Origin of the sequence: Actinomadura formosensis NBRC 14204 (assembly GCF_001552155.1) — a bacterium.
GTDB classification, from domain to species: domain Bacteria; phylum Actinomycetota; class Actinomycetes; order Streptosporangiales; family Streptosporangiaceae; genus Spirillospora; species Spirillospora formosensis.
In genome coordinates this window covers 1-14,902 of the sequence record NZ_BCQQ01000153.1, presented here as the reverse complement: position 1 = coordinate 14,902, position 14,902 = coordinate 1, and the positions used below count along the sequence as shown (strand labels likewise).

Here is a 14,902-nt window from a genome sequence, read left to right as displayed (position 1 = left end):
CCCGGAAAAAATCGGGCCCGCCGTTCCGTAGTGGAACGGCGGGCCCTCATCATGTCGGCCGAAACCCTCAGCGGAACAGCCAAGGGAGTGGATCACCCCACGTGCGCGGGGAGCACAGCTCGATCACGGCCATCGGGGCGTTGTCGCCCGGATCACCCCCGCCTACGCGGGGAGCACCCTTGGCAATCGAGATCTTACTTAGCGTCGCCCTCGTTGTCCTCGGACCCAGCGGGCGTGGCATCCACGGCCTCGGGCTCCTCGGCAGCGGTCTTGCTGAGGGTGACCTCGCCCTCGGCGGGCTGCTCCTCCTCGGCGGGCTTCGGCGCGGCCTTGCCGGTGGCGGCCTGCATCGGCTCCCGCACCAGCTCGATCACGGCCATGGGCGCACAGTCACCCTTGCGCGGGCCGATCTTGGTGATGCGGGTGTAGCCGCCGGGACGGCTCTCGAAGCTCGGCGCGATCTCGGTGAAGAGCCCGTGCAGCACGCCCTTGTCGCGGATCACGCGGGCCACCAGGCGGCGGTTGTGCAGGTCACCCTTCTTGGCCTTGGTGATCAGCTTCTCCGCGAGCGGACGCACCCGCCGGGCCTTGGCCTCGGTGGTGGTGATGCGGCCGTGCTCGAACAGCGCCGTGGCGAGGTTCGCCAGGATGAGGCGCTGGTGCGCGGCGCTGCCGCCGAGGCGGGCGCCCTTGGTGGGCTGGGGCATGGCGTTTCCTTCCTGCACCGGCCGTATCAGGTACCGGTGTCAGCTGGTCCCGGAACGGCCGGGGAACGCGCCCCCGGCCGCCGGGAATCGGGTTTCTAGTACTGCTCGGTCTCGGCGTAGCTCTGGTCGTCGTCGCCGTAGTTGTCCGCCGCCGCGCTCGGGTCGAATCCGGGCGGGGAGTCCTTCAGCGACAGGCCCATGTCGCTGAGCTTCTGCTTCACTTCCTCGATGGACTTCGCACCGAAGTTGCGGATGTCCAGGAGGTCCTGCTCGCTGCGGGCGACGAGCTCGCCCACCGAGTGGATGCCCTCGCGCTTCAGGCAGTTGTAGGAGCGGACGGTGAGGTTCAGCTCCTCGATCGGCAGGGCCAGGTCCGCGGCGAGCGCGGCGTCCGTCGGGGACGGGCCCATGTCGATGCCCTCGGCCTCGACGTTGAGCTCCCGGGCCAGGCCGAACAGCTCGACGAGGGTCTTACCGGCGGACGCGACCGCGTCGCGCGGCAGCATCGCCTGCTTGGTCTCCACGTCCAGGATGAGGCGGTCGAAGTCGGTGCGCTGCTCGACCCGGGTCGCCTCGACCTTGTAGGTGACCTTGAGCACGGGCGAGTAGATGGAGTCGATCGGGATCCGGCCGATCTCCTGGCCCGGCTGCTTGTTCTGCGCGGCGGAGACGTAGCCGCGGCCGCGCTCGACCGTCAGCTCCATCTCCAGCTTGGCCTTGTTGTTCAGCGTGGCGATGTGCAGGTCCGGGTTGTGGACCTCGACGCCCGCCGGCGGCGCGATGTCGGCCGCGGTCACCTCGCCCGGGCCCTGCTTGCGCAGGTACATGACCACGGGCTCGTCGTGCTCGGAGGAGACGACGAGCTCCTTGAGGTTCAGGATGATGTCGGTGACATCCTCCTTGACCCCGGGGACGGTGGAGAACTCGTGCAGGACGCCCTCGATCCGGATGCTGGTGACGGCCGCACCGGGAATCGAGGAGAGCAGGGTACGACGCAGCGAGTTGCCGATCGTGTAGCCGAAGCCCGGCTCCAGCGGCTCGATGGTGAACCGCGACCGGTACTCGTCGACCTGCTCTTCGGTGAGAGTGGGACGCTGAGCGATGAGCATGGTGATGCCTTCTTTCCGCGGTGCCCGCTATTTGACGACCGCAGTGTTCCGGTGTTCCCGTCCCGCCGGGATCCATCCATGGACCCCGGCGGGACGCTGAGCCCTACTTGGAGTAGAGCTCGACGATCAGCTGCTCCTGGACGGGAGCGTCGATCTGCTGCCGGACCGGCAGCGAGTGCACGAAGATCCGCATCTTCTCCGCGTCCACGCCGAGCCACGCCGGGACGGTCACCTCGCCGGCCTCGGCCTTGGCGACCTGGAACGGCGTCATCTCCTGCGACTTGGACTTGACGTCGATGATGTCGGCCTCGTCCACCAGGGCCGACGGGATGTCGACCTTCTTGCCGTTGACCCGGATGTGGCCGTGGCGGATGAGCTGACGGGCCATGTCGCGGGACTTGGCGAAGCCGCCGCGGTAGACCACGTTGTCGAGCCGGCGCTCCAGCAGGACGAGCAGGTTGTCACCCGTCTTGCCCTGCTGGCGGTTCGCCTCGACGTAGTAGTTGTGGAACTGGCGCTCCAGCACGCCGTAGATGCGCCGCGCCTTCTGCTTCTCACGCAGCTGCAGCAGGTACTCGGTCTCCTTGGGCCGACCGCGACCGTGCTCACCCGGCGGGTAGGGACGGATCTCGATCGGGCACTTCGGGCCCATGCACTTGCTGCCCTTGAGGAACAGCTTCATCTTCTCGCGGCGGCAGAGCTTGCAGTCCGCACCGGTGTAACGAGCCATTGTCGTGTGTTCTCCCTGCCTCAGACCCGGCGGCGCTTCGGCGGGCGGCAGCCGTTGTGCGGAACGGGCGTGACGTCCTGGATCGAGCCCACCTCCAGGCCGGTCGCCTGCAGCGAGCGGATGGCGGTCTCGCGGCCCGAGCCCGGGCCCTTCACGAAGACGTCGACCTTGCGCATGCCGTGCTCCATCGCGCGCCGGGCGGCGGCCTCGGCGGCCTGCTGCGCGGCGAACGGGGTGGACTTGCGCGAGCCCTTGAACCCGACATGGCCCGAGGAGGCCCAGGAGATCACGTTCCCGTTGGGGTCGGTGATCGAAACGATCGTGTTGTTGAACGTGCTCTTGATGTGGGCGTGCCCGTGAGCGACGTTCTTCTTCTCCTTGCGGCGCACCTTCTTGGCGCCGACACGGCTCTTAGGAGGCATGTGCTCTCTCTACTCGTGAGGTCATCGATCCGGAGGACCGACTCCGGACTACTTCTTGCCGGCCTTCTTCTTGCCGGCCACGGTCTTCTTCTTGCCCTTGCGGGTACGCGCGTTGGTCTGCGTGCGCTGACCGTGCACCGGAAGCCCGCGGCGGTGCCGGATGCCCTGGTAGCACCCGATCTCGATCTTGCGGCGGATGTCCGCCTGGACCTCGCGGCGAAGATCACCCTCGATCTTGTAGTTCGCCTCGATCCAGTCGCGGAGCTTCACCAGCTCTTCGTCGCCGAGCTGGTGCACCCGCAGGTCGCCGCTGACGCCGGTACCCGCGAGGGTCTCCAGCGCCCGCGTCCGGCCGATGCCGAAGATGTAGGTGAGAGCGACCTCCAAGCGCTTGTCGCGCGGGAGGTCGACGCCGAGAAGGCGTGCCATGTTGGGCAGTTCCCTTCATAATGCGGAGGTATGGACGCACCGCGTCCGCACACACCCTGCCCGGGTGGCGGCCCCGGCCTCCGACGATCCGAGGGTGCTCCTCCACACGACGCTGCCGTACGGCCCGATCCAGGGGATCGGACGGCGTACGGCCACGTGTGAAGGCTGCGGTGCGCTTGTCTGTTGTGTGCGTCAGCCCTGACGCTGCTTGTGGCGCGGGTCAGAGCAGATGACCATGACCCGGCCGTGCCGGCGGATGACGCGGCACTTGTTGCAGATCTTCTTGACGCTCGGCTTGACCTTCACTGGGTCTCCTGGAGATAAGGGTCACCCCCGCGCCGCCACGCGCGGGGAAGGCAACCCCAGTGGGATTACTTGTAGCGGTAGACGATCCGACCGCGCGTGAGGTCGTAGGGGCTCAACTCCACAACGACGCGGTCGTCCGGCAGGATCCGGATGTAGTGCATCCGCATCTTGCCGCTGATGTGGGCGAGCACCTTGTGCCCGTTCTCCAGCTCCACCCGGAACATGGCGTTCGGGAGGGACTCGATGACGGTGCCCTCGATCTCGATGGCCCCTTCTTTCTTGGGCATGTCCTCCGCGCTTCGCTGATCGGCTCATTGGACGCGGCCCGGGTCTCCAGAGGAGAATCGGCCGCACCCCACCACGACGCGAGAGCGTCGGAAACGGGGATTCAGGCGGCCGGCGACGGACCGACAAAGGAGTCTACGTCAACCGGGCGCGCAACGCGAAATCAACACCTGCCACGGGTCCGGAGACTGCTCCCGACCCAAGCATACAACGCGTCCGCGTTGTACCTTTCGAGGAGAGAGACTTCGAGGAGGATCAGCATGCCGAGCTATGACTTCGCGCTGATCCTCAGCCGTCCCCTCTACGAGGAGGAGCTCGACCCGCTGTTCGACCGTACGCACGGCGCGGTCACGGTGTCGATCATCAGCGAACCGCAGCACGCCGACCGTCCACCAGCCCCCGCCCACCACCATCCAAACGACGAGCTCCGCTCGGCGGACCGTCTGGGCAACGCGTCCTGCTCCTGGCCCGGCGCCACCCTCGCCGCGGCGATCATGGAGGTGGTCGAGCACGTCGAGGAGAGCGCGCCCGGCCTGCACGTCCTGCAGGTGGAGGCCGACCCGCTGCTGACGATCCGCGACATCGCCGAACGCGTCGGCCGCTCGTTCGACTCGGTCCGGCACGCCATCACCGGCGCGCGCGGCGCCACCGGCTTCCCCTCGTCGGAGATGTCGGCCGCGGGCCACCGCCTGTGGCGCTGGTCGAAGGTCGCCGCCTGGTACGGCCTGGAGGATCCGCAGCTCATCGAGGCCAAGCCCACCGTCCAGGCCATCAACGGCTGGCTGGCCCTGCGCGACGTGGTCCCCGACGTGGCCCCCGCTCCCGAAGAGGTCACCTCGGCCCTCTCCCTGGTGATCCCCCACGTCGCCTGACCTCCCCCGCCGGGGGCGCGGGGAGCGCCTCCCACAATGGATCATCTGCCCCGAGTCGACAGGGGCGCGGGCGGGGGCCAAGATCGTCACGTTGCACAGGCCCGGAGGTGCCCGGAGGAAGGCCCCCGTGATGTGCTGGGGGCAAGGGGAGGATCGATCGATGGCGATCATCGCGCAGCTGAGCGACATCCACCTGGCGGCCGGGCGGGACGGCGAGGTGGACGACGGCTCGGGACCGGTGCGCGCCCTGCGGGCCGCCGTGTCGAGCCTGCTGTCGCTGCCCGCGCGTCCGGACGCGGTGGTCCTCACCGGCGACCTCGCCGACGGCGGGCGGCCCGCCGAGTACACGCGGCTGCACGCGCTGCTGTCGCCGCTGCCGATGGCCGTCTACCCGATGTGCGGCAACCACGACGATCGCGACGAGATGCGGAAGGTGTTCAGCGACCATCCGGCCGTGGTGGCGTCGGCGACGGCCCCCCAGGCGCCCATGCAGTACGCCGTCGACGTGGCGGGCGTGCGGCTCGTCTGCTGCGACACCGTCGTGGACGGTCATCCGCATGGGCATATGAGCGAGGAGCGGCTGGCGTGGCTGGACGAGGCCCTGCGCGCCGCGCCCGACACGCCGACGGTCATCGCCACGCACCATCCGGCGTATCCGATCGGGATGCGGTTCATCGACGATCTGCGGTTCGTCGACCCCACCGGGTTCGTGGCCGTGATCTCGCGGCATCCGCAGGTGGTGCGGGTGATCTCCGGGCACGTCCACCGGGCGTCGGCGGGGTCGCTCGCCGGCAGGGTCAGCACCACGTGCCCCAGCACCTACCGGCAGCTGTTCCTCGACCTCACCAAGGAGGGACGCGCGGCCGTCACCGGGGAGCCCGCCGGGTTCGCCCTCCACCTCATCGGCGAGGACGGCACCGCCACCACGCACTTCGCCCCGACCGGCAACTACCGCCCGCTGATGGACGTGGAGTGAGGCGCGGAGTGGACGGTCAGCAGCCGCCGTGCCGGTCGCCGAAGATCGTGCGCATCAGCAGGATCGCGCCCCACGGACCCGCCACCCAGATCCACCACGGGTAGACCACGCCGGTCGTCGCCATGAGGATCAGCCAGATGGTGACGTTGATCGCGCTGACCGTCGCCCACGCGCCCCACATCGCGCGCATGCGCTGCGTCACGAGGTCCCCGGACGAGACCTTCGCCGCGGACGCGGTGCTCTTCGGCTGCGTCGCCGGGACGGGCAGCTGGTAGAGGTCCTCCTCCGGCAGGTCGGAGGTGACCTCCTGGAGCTGCCCGAGGGTCTTCGCCCCGTACGCCGACTCAAGCCGCTCCTGCAGCTCGTCTATCGTGATCCGGCCGAGCGCGCAGTGCTCACGCAGGCTCGCGGCCACCCGGTCGCGGTCGGCGTCCGAGGCCCGGATGTCAGGGTTCGGCGCCATCGTTCCTCCGCTTCTCAGGACGAGCTGTCATTCCCATTCTGCGCGGGTGAACCGAGCTTGCGAAACCATTCACGGCCCTCGTCCAGTGCCGTCAGGACGCGCGGGCCGTCCGCGGTGACCGCGAACGTGTGCTCGAAGTGCGCCGAGTACCGCCCGTCGGTCGTCACGACCGTCCAGCCGTCGTCCAGTTCCAGGGTCTCCTTGGTGCCGAGGTTCACCATCGGCTCCACCGCGAAGCACATCCCCGGCTCCAGGACGGGACCGTGTCCCGGCGCGCCATGGTTGGGGATCAGCGGGTCCATGTGCATCTCGGTCCCGATGCCGTGCCCCCCGTAGCCCTCAACGATGCCGTAGCGGCCCTGAGAGCGAATGTGAGCCTCGATCGCGTGGGACATGTCCGTGAGACGGGCCCCGGCCTTTCCGGCGGCCAGACCGTGCCACAGGGACGTCTCGGTGACCTCCAGGAGCCGCCGCAGCTCCTCGGTGATCTCCCCGACGGGAACGGTGACGGCCGCGTCGCCATGCCAGCCCTCGACGATCGCGCCGCAGTCGATGGAGATGACGTCGCCGTCCCGCAGCACCTTCCCGGCCCGCGGGATGCCGTGCACGATCTCTTCGTTCACCGACGCGCAGATCGTCCCGGTGAAGCCGTAGTAGCCCTTGAAGGACGGGACGCCGCCGTTGTCGCGGATGTGCTGCTCGGCGAGCGTGTCCAGATCCAGGGTGGTGATCCCCGGTTTGACGGCCTCGCGCAGCAGTTCCAGCGTCCGGCCGACCAGCAGGCCCGCCGCACGCATCAGCTCGATCTGCTCCGCGGTCTTCATCTGGATCGCGGGCCTACGCCGTCTGAACATCATTCTCCCTGCACCGGGTTCGCCGGCACCGCCGGGCGGGCGCGGGACCGGGGCCCGCGCCCGTGCCGTTCACTTCTCCAGCGGGCGGAGCGCGGCCAGGGCGCGCTTGGTGACCTCTTCGACCGGGCCCGTCGCATCGATGCCGACGAGGATGCTCTCGTCGGCGTAGAACTGCACCAGCGGGGACGTGTCGTGCCGGTACACCTCCAGCCGGTGCATGACGACCTCTTCCTTGTCGTCGTCCCGCTGGAACAGGTGACCGCCGCAGTCGTCGCAGATGTCGTCCTGCTTGTCGTCGAAGTCGACATGCCAGATCCGGCCGCACTTGTCGCATGTGCGCCGGCCCGACAGCCGCCGGACGACCTCGTCCTCGTCGACGACCAGCTCCAGCACGATGTCCAGGCGGGTCTCCCACTCGGCGAGGATCTTCTTCAGTGTCTCCGCCTGGGGGACGTTGCGCGGGAAGCCGTCCAGCAGGAAGCCGTCGGCCGCGTCGTCCTGGGCGAGCCGGTCGCGCACCATCGCGATCGTGATCTCGTCGGGGACGAGGTCACCGCGGTCCATGAACTGCTTGGCCTGCCGGCCGAGCTCGGTCCCGCCGCTCACGTTGGCGCGGAAGATGTCACCTGTCGAGATCTTCGGGACCGACAGATGAGATGCGATGAACTGGGCCTGCGTCCCCTTGCCCGCTCCAGGGGGGCCCACCAGCACGATACGCACTACCGGAGGAAGCCCTCGTAGTTACGCTGCTGCAGCTGACTCTCGATCTGCTTCACGGTATCCAGTCCGACGCCGACGACGATGAGGATGCTCGTGCCGCCGAACGGGAAGTCCTGGCTGGCTCCCAGGATCGCAAGGGCCACCATGGGGATCAGGGACACGAGCCCCAGGTACACCGCACCGGGTGTGGTGATCCTGGTCAGCACGAAGTCGAGGTATTCGGCGGTCGGCCGACCAGGACGGATACCTGGGATGAATCCACCATACTTCTTCATGTTGTCGGCGACTTCAGTGGGGTTGAAGGTGATCGCCACGTAGAAGTACGTGAAGAAGATGATGAAGGCGAAGAAGATCACCATGTGCCAGGCGTTGTCCTGCTGCAGGTACGGCTGGACCTTCTGCAGCCACTTGGCGTTGGGCCACAGCTGGGTGGCCAGAACCGGCAGGTAGAGCAGCGAGGACGCGAAGATGATCGGGATGATGCCGGCCTGGTTCACCTTCAGCGGGATGTAGGTCGACGTCCCGCCGTACATGCGCCGGCCCACCATCCGCTTGGCGTACTGGACGGGGATGCGCCGCTGCGCCTGCTCGACGAACACGACCCCCGCCATGATCGCCAGACCCACCAGGACCACGATCGTGAAGACGAAGCCGTTCTTGCTCTTGTAGATGGCCCAGAACTGGGACGGGAAGACCGCCACCACCTGGGTGAAGATCAGGATCGACATGCCGTTGCCGACGCCGCGGTCGGTCACCAGCTCGCCGAGCCACATGATGACGGTCGTGCCCGCCACCATGCAGATCACCATCGTGATGATCGGGAAGATGCCCTTGTCGTACAGGATGTCTCCGCTGCCGGACACGCCCTGGAACAGCTGCCCGGTGCTCGCCATCGCCACGATGCCGGTCCCCTGGAGGATCGCCAGCCCGACCGTCAGGTACCGGGTGTACTGGGTGATCTTCGTGGTACCGGCCTGGCCCTCCTTCTTCAGGGCCTCCAGGCGCGGGATCACCACCGTCAGCAGTTGCAGGATGATGCTGGCCGTGATGTAGGGCATGATGCCCAGCGCGAAGACCGAGAGCTTCAGCAGCGCGCCGCCGCTGAACAGATCAACGAGCCCGTAGAGGCTGGTGTTGCTCTGCTTGGCCGCATTGGCGGTGTCCTTCAGCACCTTCACGTTCACGTTCGGTGTCGGCAGGATCGACCCCACCCGGAACACCAGGATCATGAAGAGCGTGAAAAGGATTTTTTTACGCAGGTCAGGCGTACGGAAAGCCCGAGCGAACGCGGTCAGCACCATTCCTCCTGAGGACCTGCATCTATTGCGGCAGTACCGTCCTGGTTGATCCCATAGCGAGCGGGTACATGGCCCGCCGGTGCACACTGTATCCGCCGTCCTGACCGAAGCCGCAACGGCGAAGGGAAAACAGCCCGCCACAGTGTAGCGACTCCGCGGACCGTCACGAACCCCCTCGCTCGCACCCGAAGTCCGTGGGGAACGGGCGGGCAAAGGAAGAAGGCCATGGCCGTCTCCTCCAGGAGGAGACGGCCATGGCCTTCTTGGAAAAACCTACAGCTCGTCGGTGGTACCACCGGCGGCGGCGATCTTCTCCTTGGCGGCGCCGGAGAAGGCGTGCGCCTTCACCTGGACCGCGACGGAGATGTCGCCGGTGCCGAGGATCTTGACCGGACGGCCGCGGCGCACCGCGCCCTTGGCCGCCAGGTCCTCCGCCGTGACCTCGCCGCCCTCGGGGTAGAGCGCGGCGAGCTTGTCCAGGTTCACCACCTGGAACTCGACCCGGTTCGGGTTCTTGAAGCCCTTCAGCTTCGGCACCCGGCGGATCAGCGGCATCTGGCCGCCCTCGAAACCGACGGGGACGGTGCTGCGGGCCTTGGTGCCCTTGGTGCCGCGGCCGGCGGTCTTGCCCTTGGACGCCTCGCCGCGGCCCTTGCGGGTCTTGGCCTTGTTGGCGCCGGGGGCCGGACGCAGGTCGTGCACCCTGAGCGGAGTTCCCTCGGTCGTGTCCTTACCGAGATCAGCCGCCATGTCAGTCGACCTCCTCGACGGTGACAAGGTGTGCCACCGTCCGGATCATGCCGCGCACCTCGGGGCGGTCCGCGCGGACCACGCTCTGCCCGATCTTCTTCAGGCCGAGGGTGCGCAGCGTGTCACGCTGGTTCTGCTTCTCGCTGATCACGGACTTGGTCTGCGTGATCTTCAGGTTGCTCATGAGGTCGCGACCTCCGGCCTCGGTTCGGTGCCGGCCGCACGAGCCCGCAGCATGGCCGCCGGGGCGACGTCCTCGATCGGCAGGCCGCGCTTGGCCGCGATCTCCTCCGGACGCTTCAGCGCCTTCAGCCCCGCGATCGTCGCGTGCACGATGTTGATCGCGTTCTCGCTGCCCAGCGACTTGCTCAGCACGTCCTGGATACCGGCCGCCTCCAGCACGGCGCGCACCGGGCCACCGGCGATCACGCCGGTACCGGGGCTGGCCGGACGCAGCAGGACCTCGCCCGCCGCGGCCCGCGCCTGCACCAGGTGCGGAATCGTGCCCTGGATCCGCGGCACCTTGAAGAAGTGCTTCTTGGCCTCTTCGACACCCTTGGCGATCGCCGCGGGCACCTCCTTGGCCTTGCCGTAGCCGACGCCGACGGTCCCGTTGCCGTCACCGACGATCACCAGGGCGGTGAAGCTGAAGCGACGCCCGCCCTTGACGACCTTGGCGACACGGTTGATCGCCACGACCTTCTCGATGTACGACTGGCCCTTGTCGGCGCCACCGCGGCGGTCGTCGCGGCGGTCGCGACGGTCGCCACCCTGACCGCCACCACGCCTCTGCGCTGCCATCAGTGGTTCCTCTCGTTCACCTTGTACAGGGCCATTAGAGCTTAAGGCCCCCCTCGCGCGCACCGTCCGCGACAGCGGCGATGCGGCCGTGGTACTTGTTGCCGCCGCGGTCGAACACGACCGCGGACACGCCGGCCTCCCTGGCCCGCCGGGCGACGAGCTCGCCGACCCTGCGGGACTTGGCCGTCTTGTCGCCGGAGTCGGCGCGCAGGTCCGCCTCCATCGTCGACGCGTAGGCCAGCGTGTGGCCCTTGTCGTCGTCGATGACCTGGACGAACACGTGCCGGGTGGAGCGGGTCACGACCAGGCGAGGCCGCGCGGCGGTGCCCACGACCTTCTTCCGGACCCGCAGGTGCCGGCGCTTGCGGGACTTGGCCCGCGCCGACGTGGCCTTCGCGGCCAGGGTCTTCGTGCCTGCCATGACTACTTACCAGCCTTTCCGACCTTGCGGCGGATCTGCTCGCCCTCGTAGCGCACACCCTTGCCCTTGTACGGGTCGGGCTTGCGCAGCTTGCGGATGCGCGCGGCGATCTCACCGACGAGCTGCTTGTCGATGCCCTCGACGACGAGCTGCGTCGGCTTCTCCACCTTGAAGGTGATGCCTTCCGGCGCCTCGAAGGGGATCGGGTGGCTGTAGCCGAGCGAGAACTCCACATTCTTGCCCTTGGCCACCACCCGGTAACCGACGCCCTGGATGACCAGGGTCTTCTTGTAGCCGTCGGTGACCCCGACGACCATGTTGTTGATCAGCGTCCGGGTGAGCCCGTGCAGGCCGCGCACCTTGTTGACGTCGTTCGGCCGGGTGACGACGATCTTGCCGTCCTCCTGGCTGACCTCAATGGGTTCGACGACGGTGTGCGACAGCGTGCCCTTCGGCCCCTTGACGGTGACCTCCCGGCCGTCGAGGGTGATCTCGACACCGCTGGGCACGGTGATGGGAAGACGTCCGATACGAGACATTGGTCAGTACCTCCCCTCACCAGACGTAGGCGAGGACTTCCCCGCCCACGCCACGCTTGCCCGCCTGCCGGTCGGTCATCAGGCCGGAGGACGTCGAGATGATCGCGACGCCCAGTCCGCCCAGGACCTTCGGCAGATTGTCCTTCTTCGCGTACACGCGCAGACCCGGCTTCGAGACGCGCTTGATGCCGGCGATCGAACGCTCGCGGGTCGGGCCGAACTTCAGCTCGATCACGAGCTCCTTGCCGACCTTGGCGTCCTGCACGGTCCAGCCCGAGATGTAGCCCTCCTGCTGGAGGATCTCGGCGATGTGCGCCTTGATCTTCGAGTACGGCATCGCCACGGAGTCGTGGTACGCCGAATTCGCGTTCCGCAGACGCGTCAGCATGTCTGCGATCGGGTCGGTCATCGTCATGGCCTGCTGGCCCTCCCTCGCCACGGTTTCCTCGGGTCGATGCGTCCCGTGGACCTTTGGCGCGGTCGTGGACGCCCTCTCAGGCGCCCGGTTGGTCATTCATTACAGGCCGGTGTCCGCCCCCCGGGGCCGCCCCCGGGGGATGCGGTCACCAGCTGGACTTCGTGATGCCGGGCAGCTCGCCGCGGTGGGCCATCTCCCGGAAGCACACGCGGCACAGGCCGAACTTCCGGTAGACGGAACGCGGACGCCCGCAGCGCGAGCATCGAGTGTACGCGCGCACACCGAACTTCGGCTTGCGCGCCGCCTTGGCGATCAGCGACTTCTTCGCCATGCTCTTTTCCTCGCTCAGCTTTCCTTGAAGGGGAAGCCCAGGAGCTTGAGCAGCGCCCGGCCCTCGTCGTCGGTCTTCGCGGTCGTCACGACCGTGATGTCCATGCCCCGCGTCCGGTCGATCTTGTCCGGGTCGACCTCGTGGAACATGACCTGCTCGGTCAGCCCGAAGGTGTAGTTCCCGTTGCCGTCGAACTGCTTCGGCGACAGGCCGCGGAAGTCACGGATGCGGGGCAGCGCCGTCGACAGCAGCCGGTCCAGGAACTCCCACATGCGGTCGCCGCGCAGCGTGGCGTGCGCGCCGATCGGCATCCCCTCGCGCAGCTTGAACTGCGCGATGGACTTGCGGGCCCGGTTCACCGCCGGCTTCTGGCCGGTGATCACCGAAAGGTCGCGGATCGCACCCTCGATCAGCTTGGCGTCCTTCGCCGCGTCGCCGACGCCCATGTTGACCACGATCTTGGTCAGCGTGGGGATCTGCATGACGTTGGGGTAGCCGAACTGCTCGCGCATCTGCCCCGCGATCTCCTCGCGGTAGCGGACCTTGAGCCGCGGCTTCGGGACGGGGCGCTCGGTAACGGTCTCGGTCATCGGTCTCAGATCTCCTTACCGCTACGGCGCGAGATCCGAACCTTCGTGCCGTCCTCGTTGGTGCGGTAACCGACCCGTACCGGCTTGCCGTCCTCGACGATCGCGACGTTGCTGACGTGCAGCGGCGCCTCGACCGTGACGCGACCGCTCTCCTTGCCGGCACGCTGCTGGTCGGCCTTGATGTTCTTGGTGATGAGGTTGACGCCCTCGACGACCACCCGCTCTTCACGCGGGATGACGCGCAGGACCTTGCCCGTCGCGCCCTTGTCCTTGCCGGCGAGGACGATCACCTCGTCGCCCTTGCGGATCTTCATCAGAGCACCTCCGGCGCGAGCGAGATGATGCGCATGAACTTCTTCTCGCGCAGTTCGCGGCCCACCGGGCCGAAGATACGGGTGCCGCGGGGGTCGCCGCCGTCCTTGATCAGCACGGCGGCGTTCTCGTCGAAGCGGATGTAGGAGCCGTCCGGGCGCCGGCGCTCCTTGCGGGTGCGCACGACGACCGCCTTGACGACGTCACCCTTCTTCACGCCCGCGCCGGGAAGGGCGTCCTTCACCGTCGCGACGATGATGTCGCCGACTCCCGCGTAGCGCCGACCCGAGCCGCCGAGAACCCGGATGCAAAGGATCTCCTTCGCACCCGTGTTGTCGGCGACCTTGAGTCGCGACTCCTGCTGGATCACGTCAACTCCTGTTCGTCACACCGGTTCTGCCGCGTCACCCGCGGCAGCCTGGTGGAACCAGTAATTACTTGGCCTTCTCAAGGATCTCCACCACGCGCCAGCGCTTGGTGGCCGACAGCGGGCGGGTCTCCATGAGGCGGACGCGGTCGCCGACGCCACACTCGTTGGCCTCGTCGTGCGCCTTGTAGTTCTTCGTGCGGCGGATCACCTTGTGGTACTTGGCGTGCTTCACGCGGTCCTCGACGGACACGACCACGGTCTTGTCCATCTTGTCGCTGACCACGAGCCCCTCAAGGATCTTGCGGCTGCTCCGCTGCTCGGTCTGCTGCTCGGTCATTCGTTGCCCTCCGCGGCGTCCTCGACCGTGGTGATGCCGAGCTTGCGCTCCTGCATCACGGTGTAGATGCGAGCGATCTCGCGCTTCACGGTGCGCAGCCGCCCGTGGCTCTCAAGCTGGCCGGTGGCGGCCTGGAAGCGGAGGTTGAACAGCTCCTCCTTGGCCTCCTTGAGCTTGGTGACCAGGACGTCCTCGGGTTCGGTCCGCAGGTCGTCGGCGGTAAGACCCTTGGCCATCAGGACTCACCCACCTCTCGCTTGACGATCTTGCAGGTCAGTGAGCACAGCATGGGGAGCTTGTGACGCTTGAACATCAGGACTCACCCACCTCTCGCTTCACGATCTTGCACTTCATGGGCAGCTTGTGGATCGCGCGGGTGAGCGCCTCCCGAGCGATCTGCTCGTTCGGGTAGGAGATCTCGAACAGCACGCGGCCCGGCTTCACGTTGGCCACCCACCACTCGACCGAACCCTTACCGGAACCCATGCGGGTCTCGGCGGGCTTCTTGGTCAGCGGACGGTCCGGGAAGATGTTGATCCAGACCTTGCCGCCACGCTTGATGTGGCGGGTCATCGCGATACGCGCGGCCTCGATCTGCCGGTTCGTCACATACGCGGCCTCGACGGCCTGGATGCCGTACTCGCCGAACGTCACCTTCGTGCCGCCCTTGGCCATGCCGCGGCGCTTCGGGTGGTGCTGCTTGCGGTGCTTGACCTTACGAGGGATCAGCATCGGTTACTCAGCTCCCCTCACCCTGCGGAGCAGCCTCGGCGGACTGCGCCGGCTGCTCGGAACCCTGCTGCTGCTGCTTCTGCTCGGCGCCGCCGCGTCCGCCGCGCTCGCCGCCGCGTCCGCCCCGGCC

26 protein-coding genes are annotated in these 14,902 nt (G+C 67.7%); 2 read left to right on the top strand and 24 right to left on the bottom strand.

Going from position 1 to position 14,902, the window contains the following annotated elements:
- Positions 1-194: 194 nt before the first annotated feature.
- The 7 genes from rplQ to infA all read right to left on the bottom strand — a co-directional run bounded on the left by rplQ (position 195) and on the right by infA (position 3,990).
- A complete protein-coding gene (rplQ, locus tag AF1_RS28605) occupies positions 195-707 on the bottom strand; it encodes a 50S ribosomal protein L17 (RefSeq protein ID WP_067806171.1) in 513 nt (170 codons plus the stop codon).
- Between the two features lie 95 nt (positions 708-802).
- Positions 803-1,816, bottom strand: coding sequence for a DNA-directed RNA polymerase subunit alpha (locus AF1_RS28600; RefSeq protein WP_067806168.1), 1,014 nt, complete (start codon positions 1,814-1,816; stop codon positions 803-805).
- A 103-nt stretch (positions 1,817-1,919) separates the two neighbouring features.
- Complete coding sequence (gene rpsD / locus AF1_RS28595; protein ID WP_067806165.1) at positions 1,920-2,546, bottom strand: 30S ribosomal protein S4; 627 nt, start codon at positions 2,544-2,546, stop codon at positions 1,920-1,922.
- A 20-nt stretch (positions 2,547-2,566) separates the two neighbouring features.
- Positions 2,567-2,968, bottom strand: coding sequence for a 30S ribosomal protein S11 (rpsK, locus tag AF1_RS28590; RefSeq protein WP_021596710.1), 402 nt, complete (start codon positions 2,966-2,968; stop codon positions 2,567-2,569).
- A gap of 48 nt (positions 2,969-3,016) precedes the next feature.
- Positions 3,017-3,397 carry a 30S ribosomal protein S13 gene (gene rpsM / locus AF1_RS28585; protein WP_067806162.1) on the bottom strand — a complete coding sequence of 127 codons (381 nt, stop codon included), beginning with the start codon at positions 3,395-3,397 and terminating at the stop codon, positions 3,017-3,019.
- 192 nt (positions 3,398-3,589) lie between these two features.
- Positions 3,590-3,703 (bottom strand): 50S ribosomal protein L36, encoded by a 114-nt coding sequence (rpmJ, locus tag AF1_RS28580; protein ID WP_021596712.1) that lies wholly within the window; start codon positions 3,701-3,703, stop codon positions 3,590-3,592.
- A 65-nt stretch (positions 3,704-3,768) separates the two neighbouring features.
- Entirely contained in the window at positions 3,769-3,990 is a 222-nt protein-coding gene (gene infA, locus AF1_RS28575; RefSeq protein ID WP_067629441.1) for a translation initiation factor IF-1, read from the bottom strand.
- A 258-nt stretch (positions 3,991-4,248) separates the two neighbouring features.
- Between infA and AF1_RS28570 the strand changes: the two genes are divergently transcribed.
- Both AF1_RS28570 and AF1_RS28565 read left to right on the top strand, forming a co-directional pair.
- The gene (locus AF1_RS28570) at positions 4,249-4,860 is read left to right on the top strand and encodes a hypothetical protein (protein ID WP_067806159.1); all 612 of its coding nucleotides are present in this window, start codon (positions 4,249-4,251) and stop codon (positions 4,858-4,860) included.
- A gap of 160 nt (positions 4,861-5,020) precedes the next feature.
- On the top strand, positions 5,021-5,836 hold the full coding sequence (locus AF1_RS28565; RefSeq protein ID WP_067806156.1) for a phosphodiesterase: 816 nt from the start codon (positions 5,021-5,023) through the stop codon (positions 5,834-5,836).
- A 16-nt stretch (positions 5,837-5,852) separates the two neighbouring features.
- Here AF1_RS28565 and AF1_RS28560 read toward each other — a convergent pair whose 3' ends face one another.
- The 17 genes from AF1_RS28560 to rplP all read right to left on the bottom strand — a co-directional run bounded on the left by AF1_RS28560 (position 5,853) and on the right by rplP (position 14,772).
- Positions 5,853-6,299, bottom strand: coding sequence for a DUF1707 SHOCT-like domain-containing protein (locus AF1_RS28560; protein ID WP_067806153.1), 447 nt, complete (start codon positions 6,297-6,299; stop codon positions 5,853-5,855).
- A gap of 14 nt (positions 6,300-6,313) precedes the next feature.
- On the bottom strand, positions 6,314-7,153 hold the full coding sequence (gene map, locus AF1_RS28555; RefSeq protein WP_067806177.1) for a type I methionyl aminopeptidase: 840 nt from the start codon (positions 7,151-7,153) through the stop codon (positions 6,314-6,316).
- 69 nt (positions 7,154-7,222) lie between these two features.
- Positions 7,223-7,873: an adenylate kinase gene (locus AF1_RS28550; RefSeq protein ID WP_067806150.1), complete on the bottom strand. Its 651-nt coding sequence runs from the start codon at positions 7,871-7,873 to the stop codon at positions 7,223-7,225.
- Positions 7,873-9,171 carry a preprotein translocase subunit SecY gene (gene secY, locus AF1_RS28545; RefSeq protein WP_067806174.1) on the bottom strand — a complete coding sequence of 433 codons (1,299 nt, stop codon included), beginning with the start codon at positions 9,169-9,171 and terminating at the stop codon, positions 7,873-7,875. The genes AF1_RS28550 and secY overlap by 1 nt, the downstream gene beginning before the upstream one ends.
- Positions 9,172-9,444: 273 nt before the next feature.
- Positions 9,445-9,921, bottom strand: a complete 477-nt coding sequence (gene rplO, locus AF1_RS28540; protein ID WP_067806147.1) for a 50S ribosomal protein L15 — start codon at positions 9,919-9,921, stop codon at positions 9,445-9,447.
- Between the two features lies 1 nt (position 9,922).
- Positions 9,923-10,105: a 50S ribosomal protein L30 gene (gene rpmD, locus AF1_RS28535; RefSeq protein ID WP_067806144.1), complete on the bottom strand. Its 183-nt coding sequence runs from the start codon at positions 10,103-10,105 to the stop codon at positions 9,923-9,925.
- Positions 10,102-10,722 (bottom strand): 30S ribosomal protein S5, encoded by a 621-nt coding sequence (rpsE, locus tag AF1_RS28530; protein ID WP_067806142.1) that lies wholly within the window; start codon positions 10,720-10,722, stop codon positions 10,102-10,104. The genes rpmD and rpsE overlap by 4 nt, the downstream gene beginning before the upstream one ends.
- Before the next feature lie 34 nt (positions 10,723-10,756).
- Positions 10,757-11,143 carry a 50S ribosomal protein L18 gene (gene rplR / locus AF1_RS28525; protein ID WP_067806137.1) on the bottom strand — a complete coding sequence of 129 codons (387 nt, stop codon included), beginning with the start codon at positions 11,141-11,143 and terminating at the stop codon, positions 10,757-10,759.
- A 2-nt stretch (positions 11,144-11,145) separates the two neighbouring features.
- Entirely contained in the window at positions 11,146-11,682 is a 537-nt protein-coding gene (gene rplF / locus AF1_RS28520) for a 50S ribosomal protein L6 (RefSeq protein ID WP_067806135.1), read from the bottom strand.
- Between the two features lie 16 nt (positions 11,683-11,698).
- Positions 11,699-12,097 (bottom strand): 30S ribosomal protein S8, encoded by a 399-nt coding sequence (gene rpsH / locus AF1_RS28515; RefSeq protein WP_067806132.1) that lies wholly within the window; start codon positions 12,095-12,097, stop codon positions 11,699-11,701.
- Positions 12,098-12,245: 148 nt separating this feature from the next.
- On the bottom strand, positions 12,246-12,431 hold the full coding sequence (locus tag AF1_RS28510) for a type Z 30S ribosomal protein S14 (protein ID WP_018657585.1): 186 nt from the start codon (positions 12,429-12,431) through the stop codon (positions 12,246-12,248).
- A 14-nt stretch (positions 12,432-12,445) separates the two neighbouring features.
- Positions 12,446-13,021 carry a 50S ribosomal protein L5 gene (gene rplE, locus AF1_RS28505; protein WP_067806129.1) on the bottom strand — a complete coding sequence of 192 codons (576 nt, stop codon included), beginning with the start codon at positions 13,019-13,021 and terminating at the stop codon, positions 12,446-12,448.
- A 5-nt stretch (positions 13,022-13,026) separates the two neighbouring features.
- Positions 13,027-13,335: a 50S ribosomal protein L24 gene (gene rplX / locus AF1_RS28500; RefSeq protein ID WP_067806126.1), complete on the bottom strand. Its 309-nt coding sequence runs from the start codon at positions 13,333-13,335 to the stop codon at positions 13,027-13,029.
- Positions 13,335-13,703, bottom strand: coding sequence for a 50S ribosomal protein L14 (gene rplN, locus AF1_RS28495; RefSeq protein ID WP_021596728.1), 369 nt, complete (start codon positions 13,701-13,703; stop codon positions 13,335-13,337). The genes rplX and rplN overlap by 1 nt, the downstream gene beginning before the upstream one ends.
- Before the next feature lie 64 nt (positions 13,704-13,767).
- A complete protein-coding gene (gene rpsQ, locus AF1_RS28490) occupies positions 13,768-14,040 on the bottom strand; it encodes a 30S ribosomal protein S17 (RefSeq protein WP_021596729.1) in 273 nt (90 codons plus the stop codon).
- Entirely contained in the window at positions 14,037-14,276 is a 240-nt protein-coding gene (gene rpmC / locus AF1_RS28485) for a 50S ribosomal protein L29 (protein ID WP_067806123.1), read from the bottom strand. The genes rpsQ and rpmC overlap by 4 nt, the downstream gene beginning before the upstream one ends.
- Positions 14,277-14,352: 76 nt before the next feature.
- Positions 14,353-14,772, bottom strand: a complete 420-nt coding sequence (gene rplP / locus AF1_RS28480; protein WP_067806120.1) for a 50S ribosomal protein L16 — start codon at positions 14,770-14,772, stop codon at positions 14,353-14,355.
- Between the last annotated feature and the right edge of the window lie 130 nt (positions 14,773-14,902).

Coding starts and splice junctions, on each gene's coding strand:
- rplQ (WP_067806171.1), bottom strand. CDS start 707: ATGCCCCAGCCCACCAAGGGCGCCCGCCTCGGCGGCAGCGCCGCGCAC.
- AF1_RS28600 (WP_067806168.1), bottom strand. CDS start 1,816: ATGCTCATCGCTCAGCGTCCCACTCTCACCGAAGAGCAGGTCGACGAG.
- rpsD (WP_067806165.1), bottom strand. CDS start 2,546: ATGGCTCGTTACACCGGTGCGGACTGCAAGCTCTGCCGCCGCGAGAAG.
- rpsK (WP_021596710.1), bottom strand. CDS start 2,968: ATGCCTCCTAAGAGCCGTGTCGGCGCCAAGAAGGTGCGCCGCAAGGAG.
- rpsM (WP_067806162.1), bottom strand. CDS start 3,397: ATGGCACGCCTTCTCGGCGTCGACCTCCCGCGCGACAAGCGCTTGGAG.
- infA (WP_067629441.1), bottom strand. CDS start 3,990: ATGCCCAAGAAAGAAGGGGCCATCGAGATCGAGGGCACCGTCATCGAG.
- AF1_RS28570 (WP_067806159.1), top strand. CDS start 4,249: ATGCCGAGCTATGACTTCGCGCTGATCCTCAGCCGTCCCCTCTACGAG.
- AF1_RS28565 (WP_067806156.1), top strand. CDS start 5,021: ATGGCGATCATCGCGCAGCTGAGCGACATCCACCTGGCGGCCGGGCGG.
- AF1_RS28560 (WP_067806153.1), bottom strand. CDS start 6,299: ATGGCGCCGAACCCTGACATCCGGGCCTCGGACGCCGACCGCGACCGG.
- map (WP_067806177.1), bottom strand. CDS start 7,153: ATGTTCAGACGGCGTAGGCCCGCGATCCAGATGAAGACCGCGGAGCAG.
- rplO (WP_067806147.1), bottom strand. CDS start 9,921: ATGGCGGCTGATCTCGGTAAGGACACGACCGAGGGAACTCCGCTCAGG.
- rpmD (WP_067806144.1), bottom strand. CDS start 10,105: ATGAGCAACCTGAAGATCACGCAGACCAAGTCCGTGATCAGCGAGAAG.
- rpsE (WP_067806142.1), bottom strand. CDS start 10,722: ATGGCAGCGCAGAGGCGTGGTGGCGGTCAGGGTGGCGACCGTCGCGAC.
- rplR (WP_067806137.1), bottom strand. CDS start 11,143: ATGGCAGGCACGAAGACCCTGGCCGCGAAGGCCACGTCGGCGCGGGCC.
- rplF (WP_067806135.1), bottom strand. CDS start 11,682: ATGTCTCGTATCGGACGTCTTCCCATCACCGTGCCCAGCGGTGTCGAG.
- rpsH (WP_067806132.1), bottom strand. CDS start 12,097: ATGACGATGACCGACCCGATCGCAGACATGCTGACGCGTCTGCGGAAC.
- AF1_RS28510 (WP_018657585.1), bottom strand. CDS start 12,431: ATGGCGAAGAAGTCGCTGATCGCCAAGGCGGCGCGCAAGCCGAAGTTC.
- rplE (WP_067806129.1), bottom strand. CDS start 13,021: ATGACCGAGACCGTTACCGAGCGCCCCGTCCCGAAGCCGCGGCTCAAG.
- rplX (WP_067806126.1), bottom strand. CDS start 13,335: ATGAAGATCCGCAAGGGCGACGAGGTGATCGTCCTCGCCGGCAAGGAC.
- rpsQ (WP_021596729.1), bottom strand. CDS start 14,040: ATGACCGAGCAGCAGACCGAGCAGCGGAGCAGCCGCAAGATCCTTGAG.
- rpmC (WP_067806123.1), bottom strand. CDS start 14,276: ATGGCCAAGGGTCTTACCGCCGACGACCTGCGGACCGAACCCGAGGAC.
- rplP (WP_067806120.1), bottom strand. CDS start 14,772: ATGCTGATCCCTCGTAAGGTCAAGCACCGCAAGCAGCACCACCCGAAG.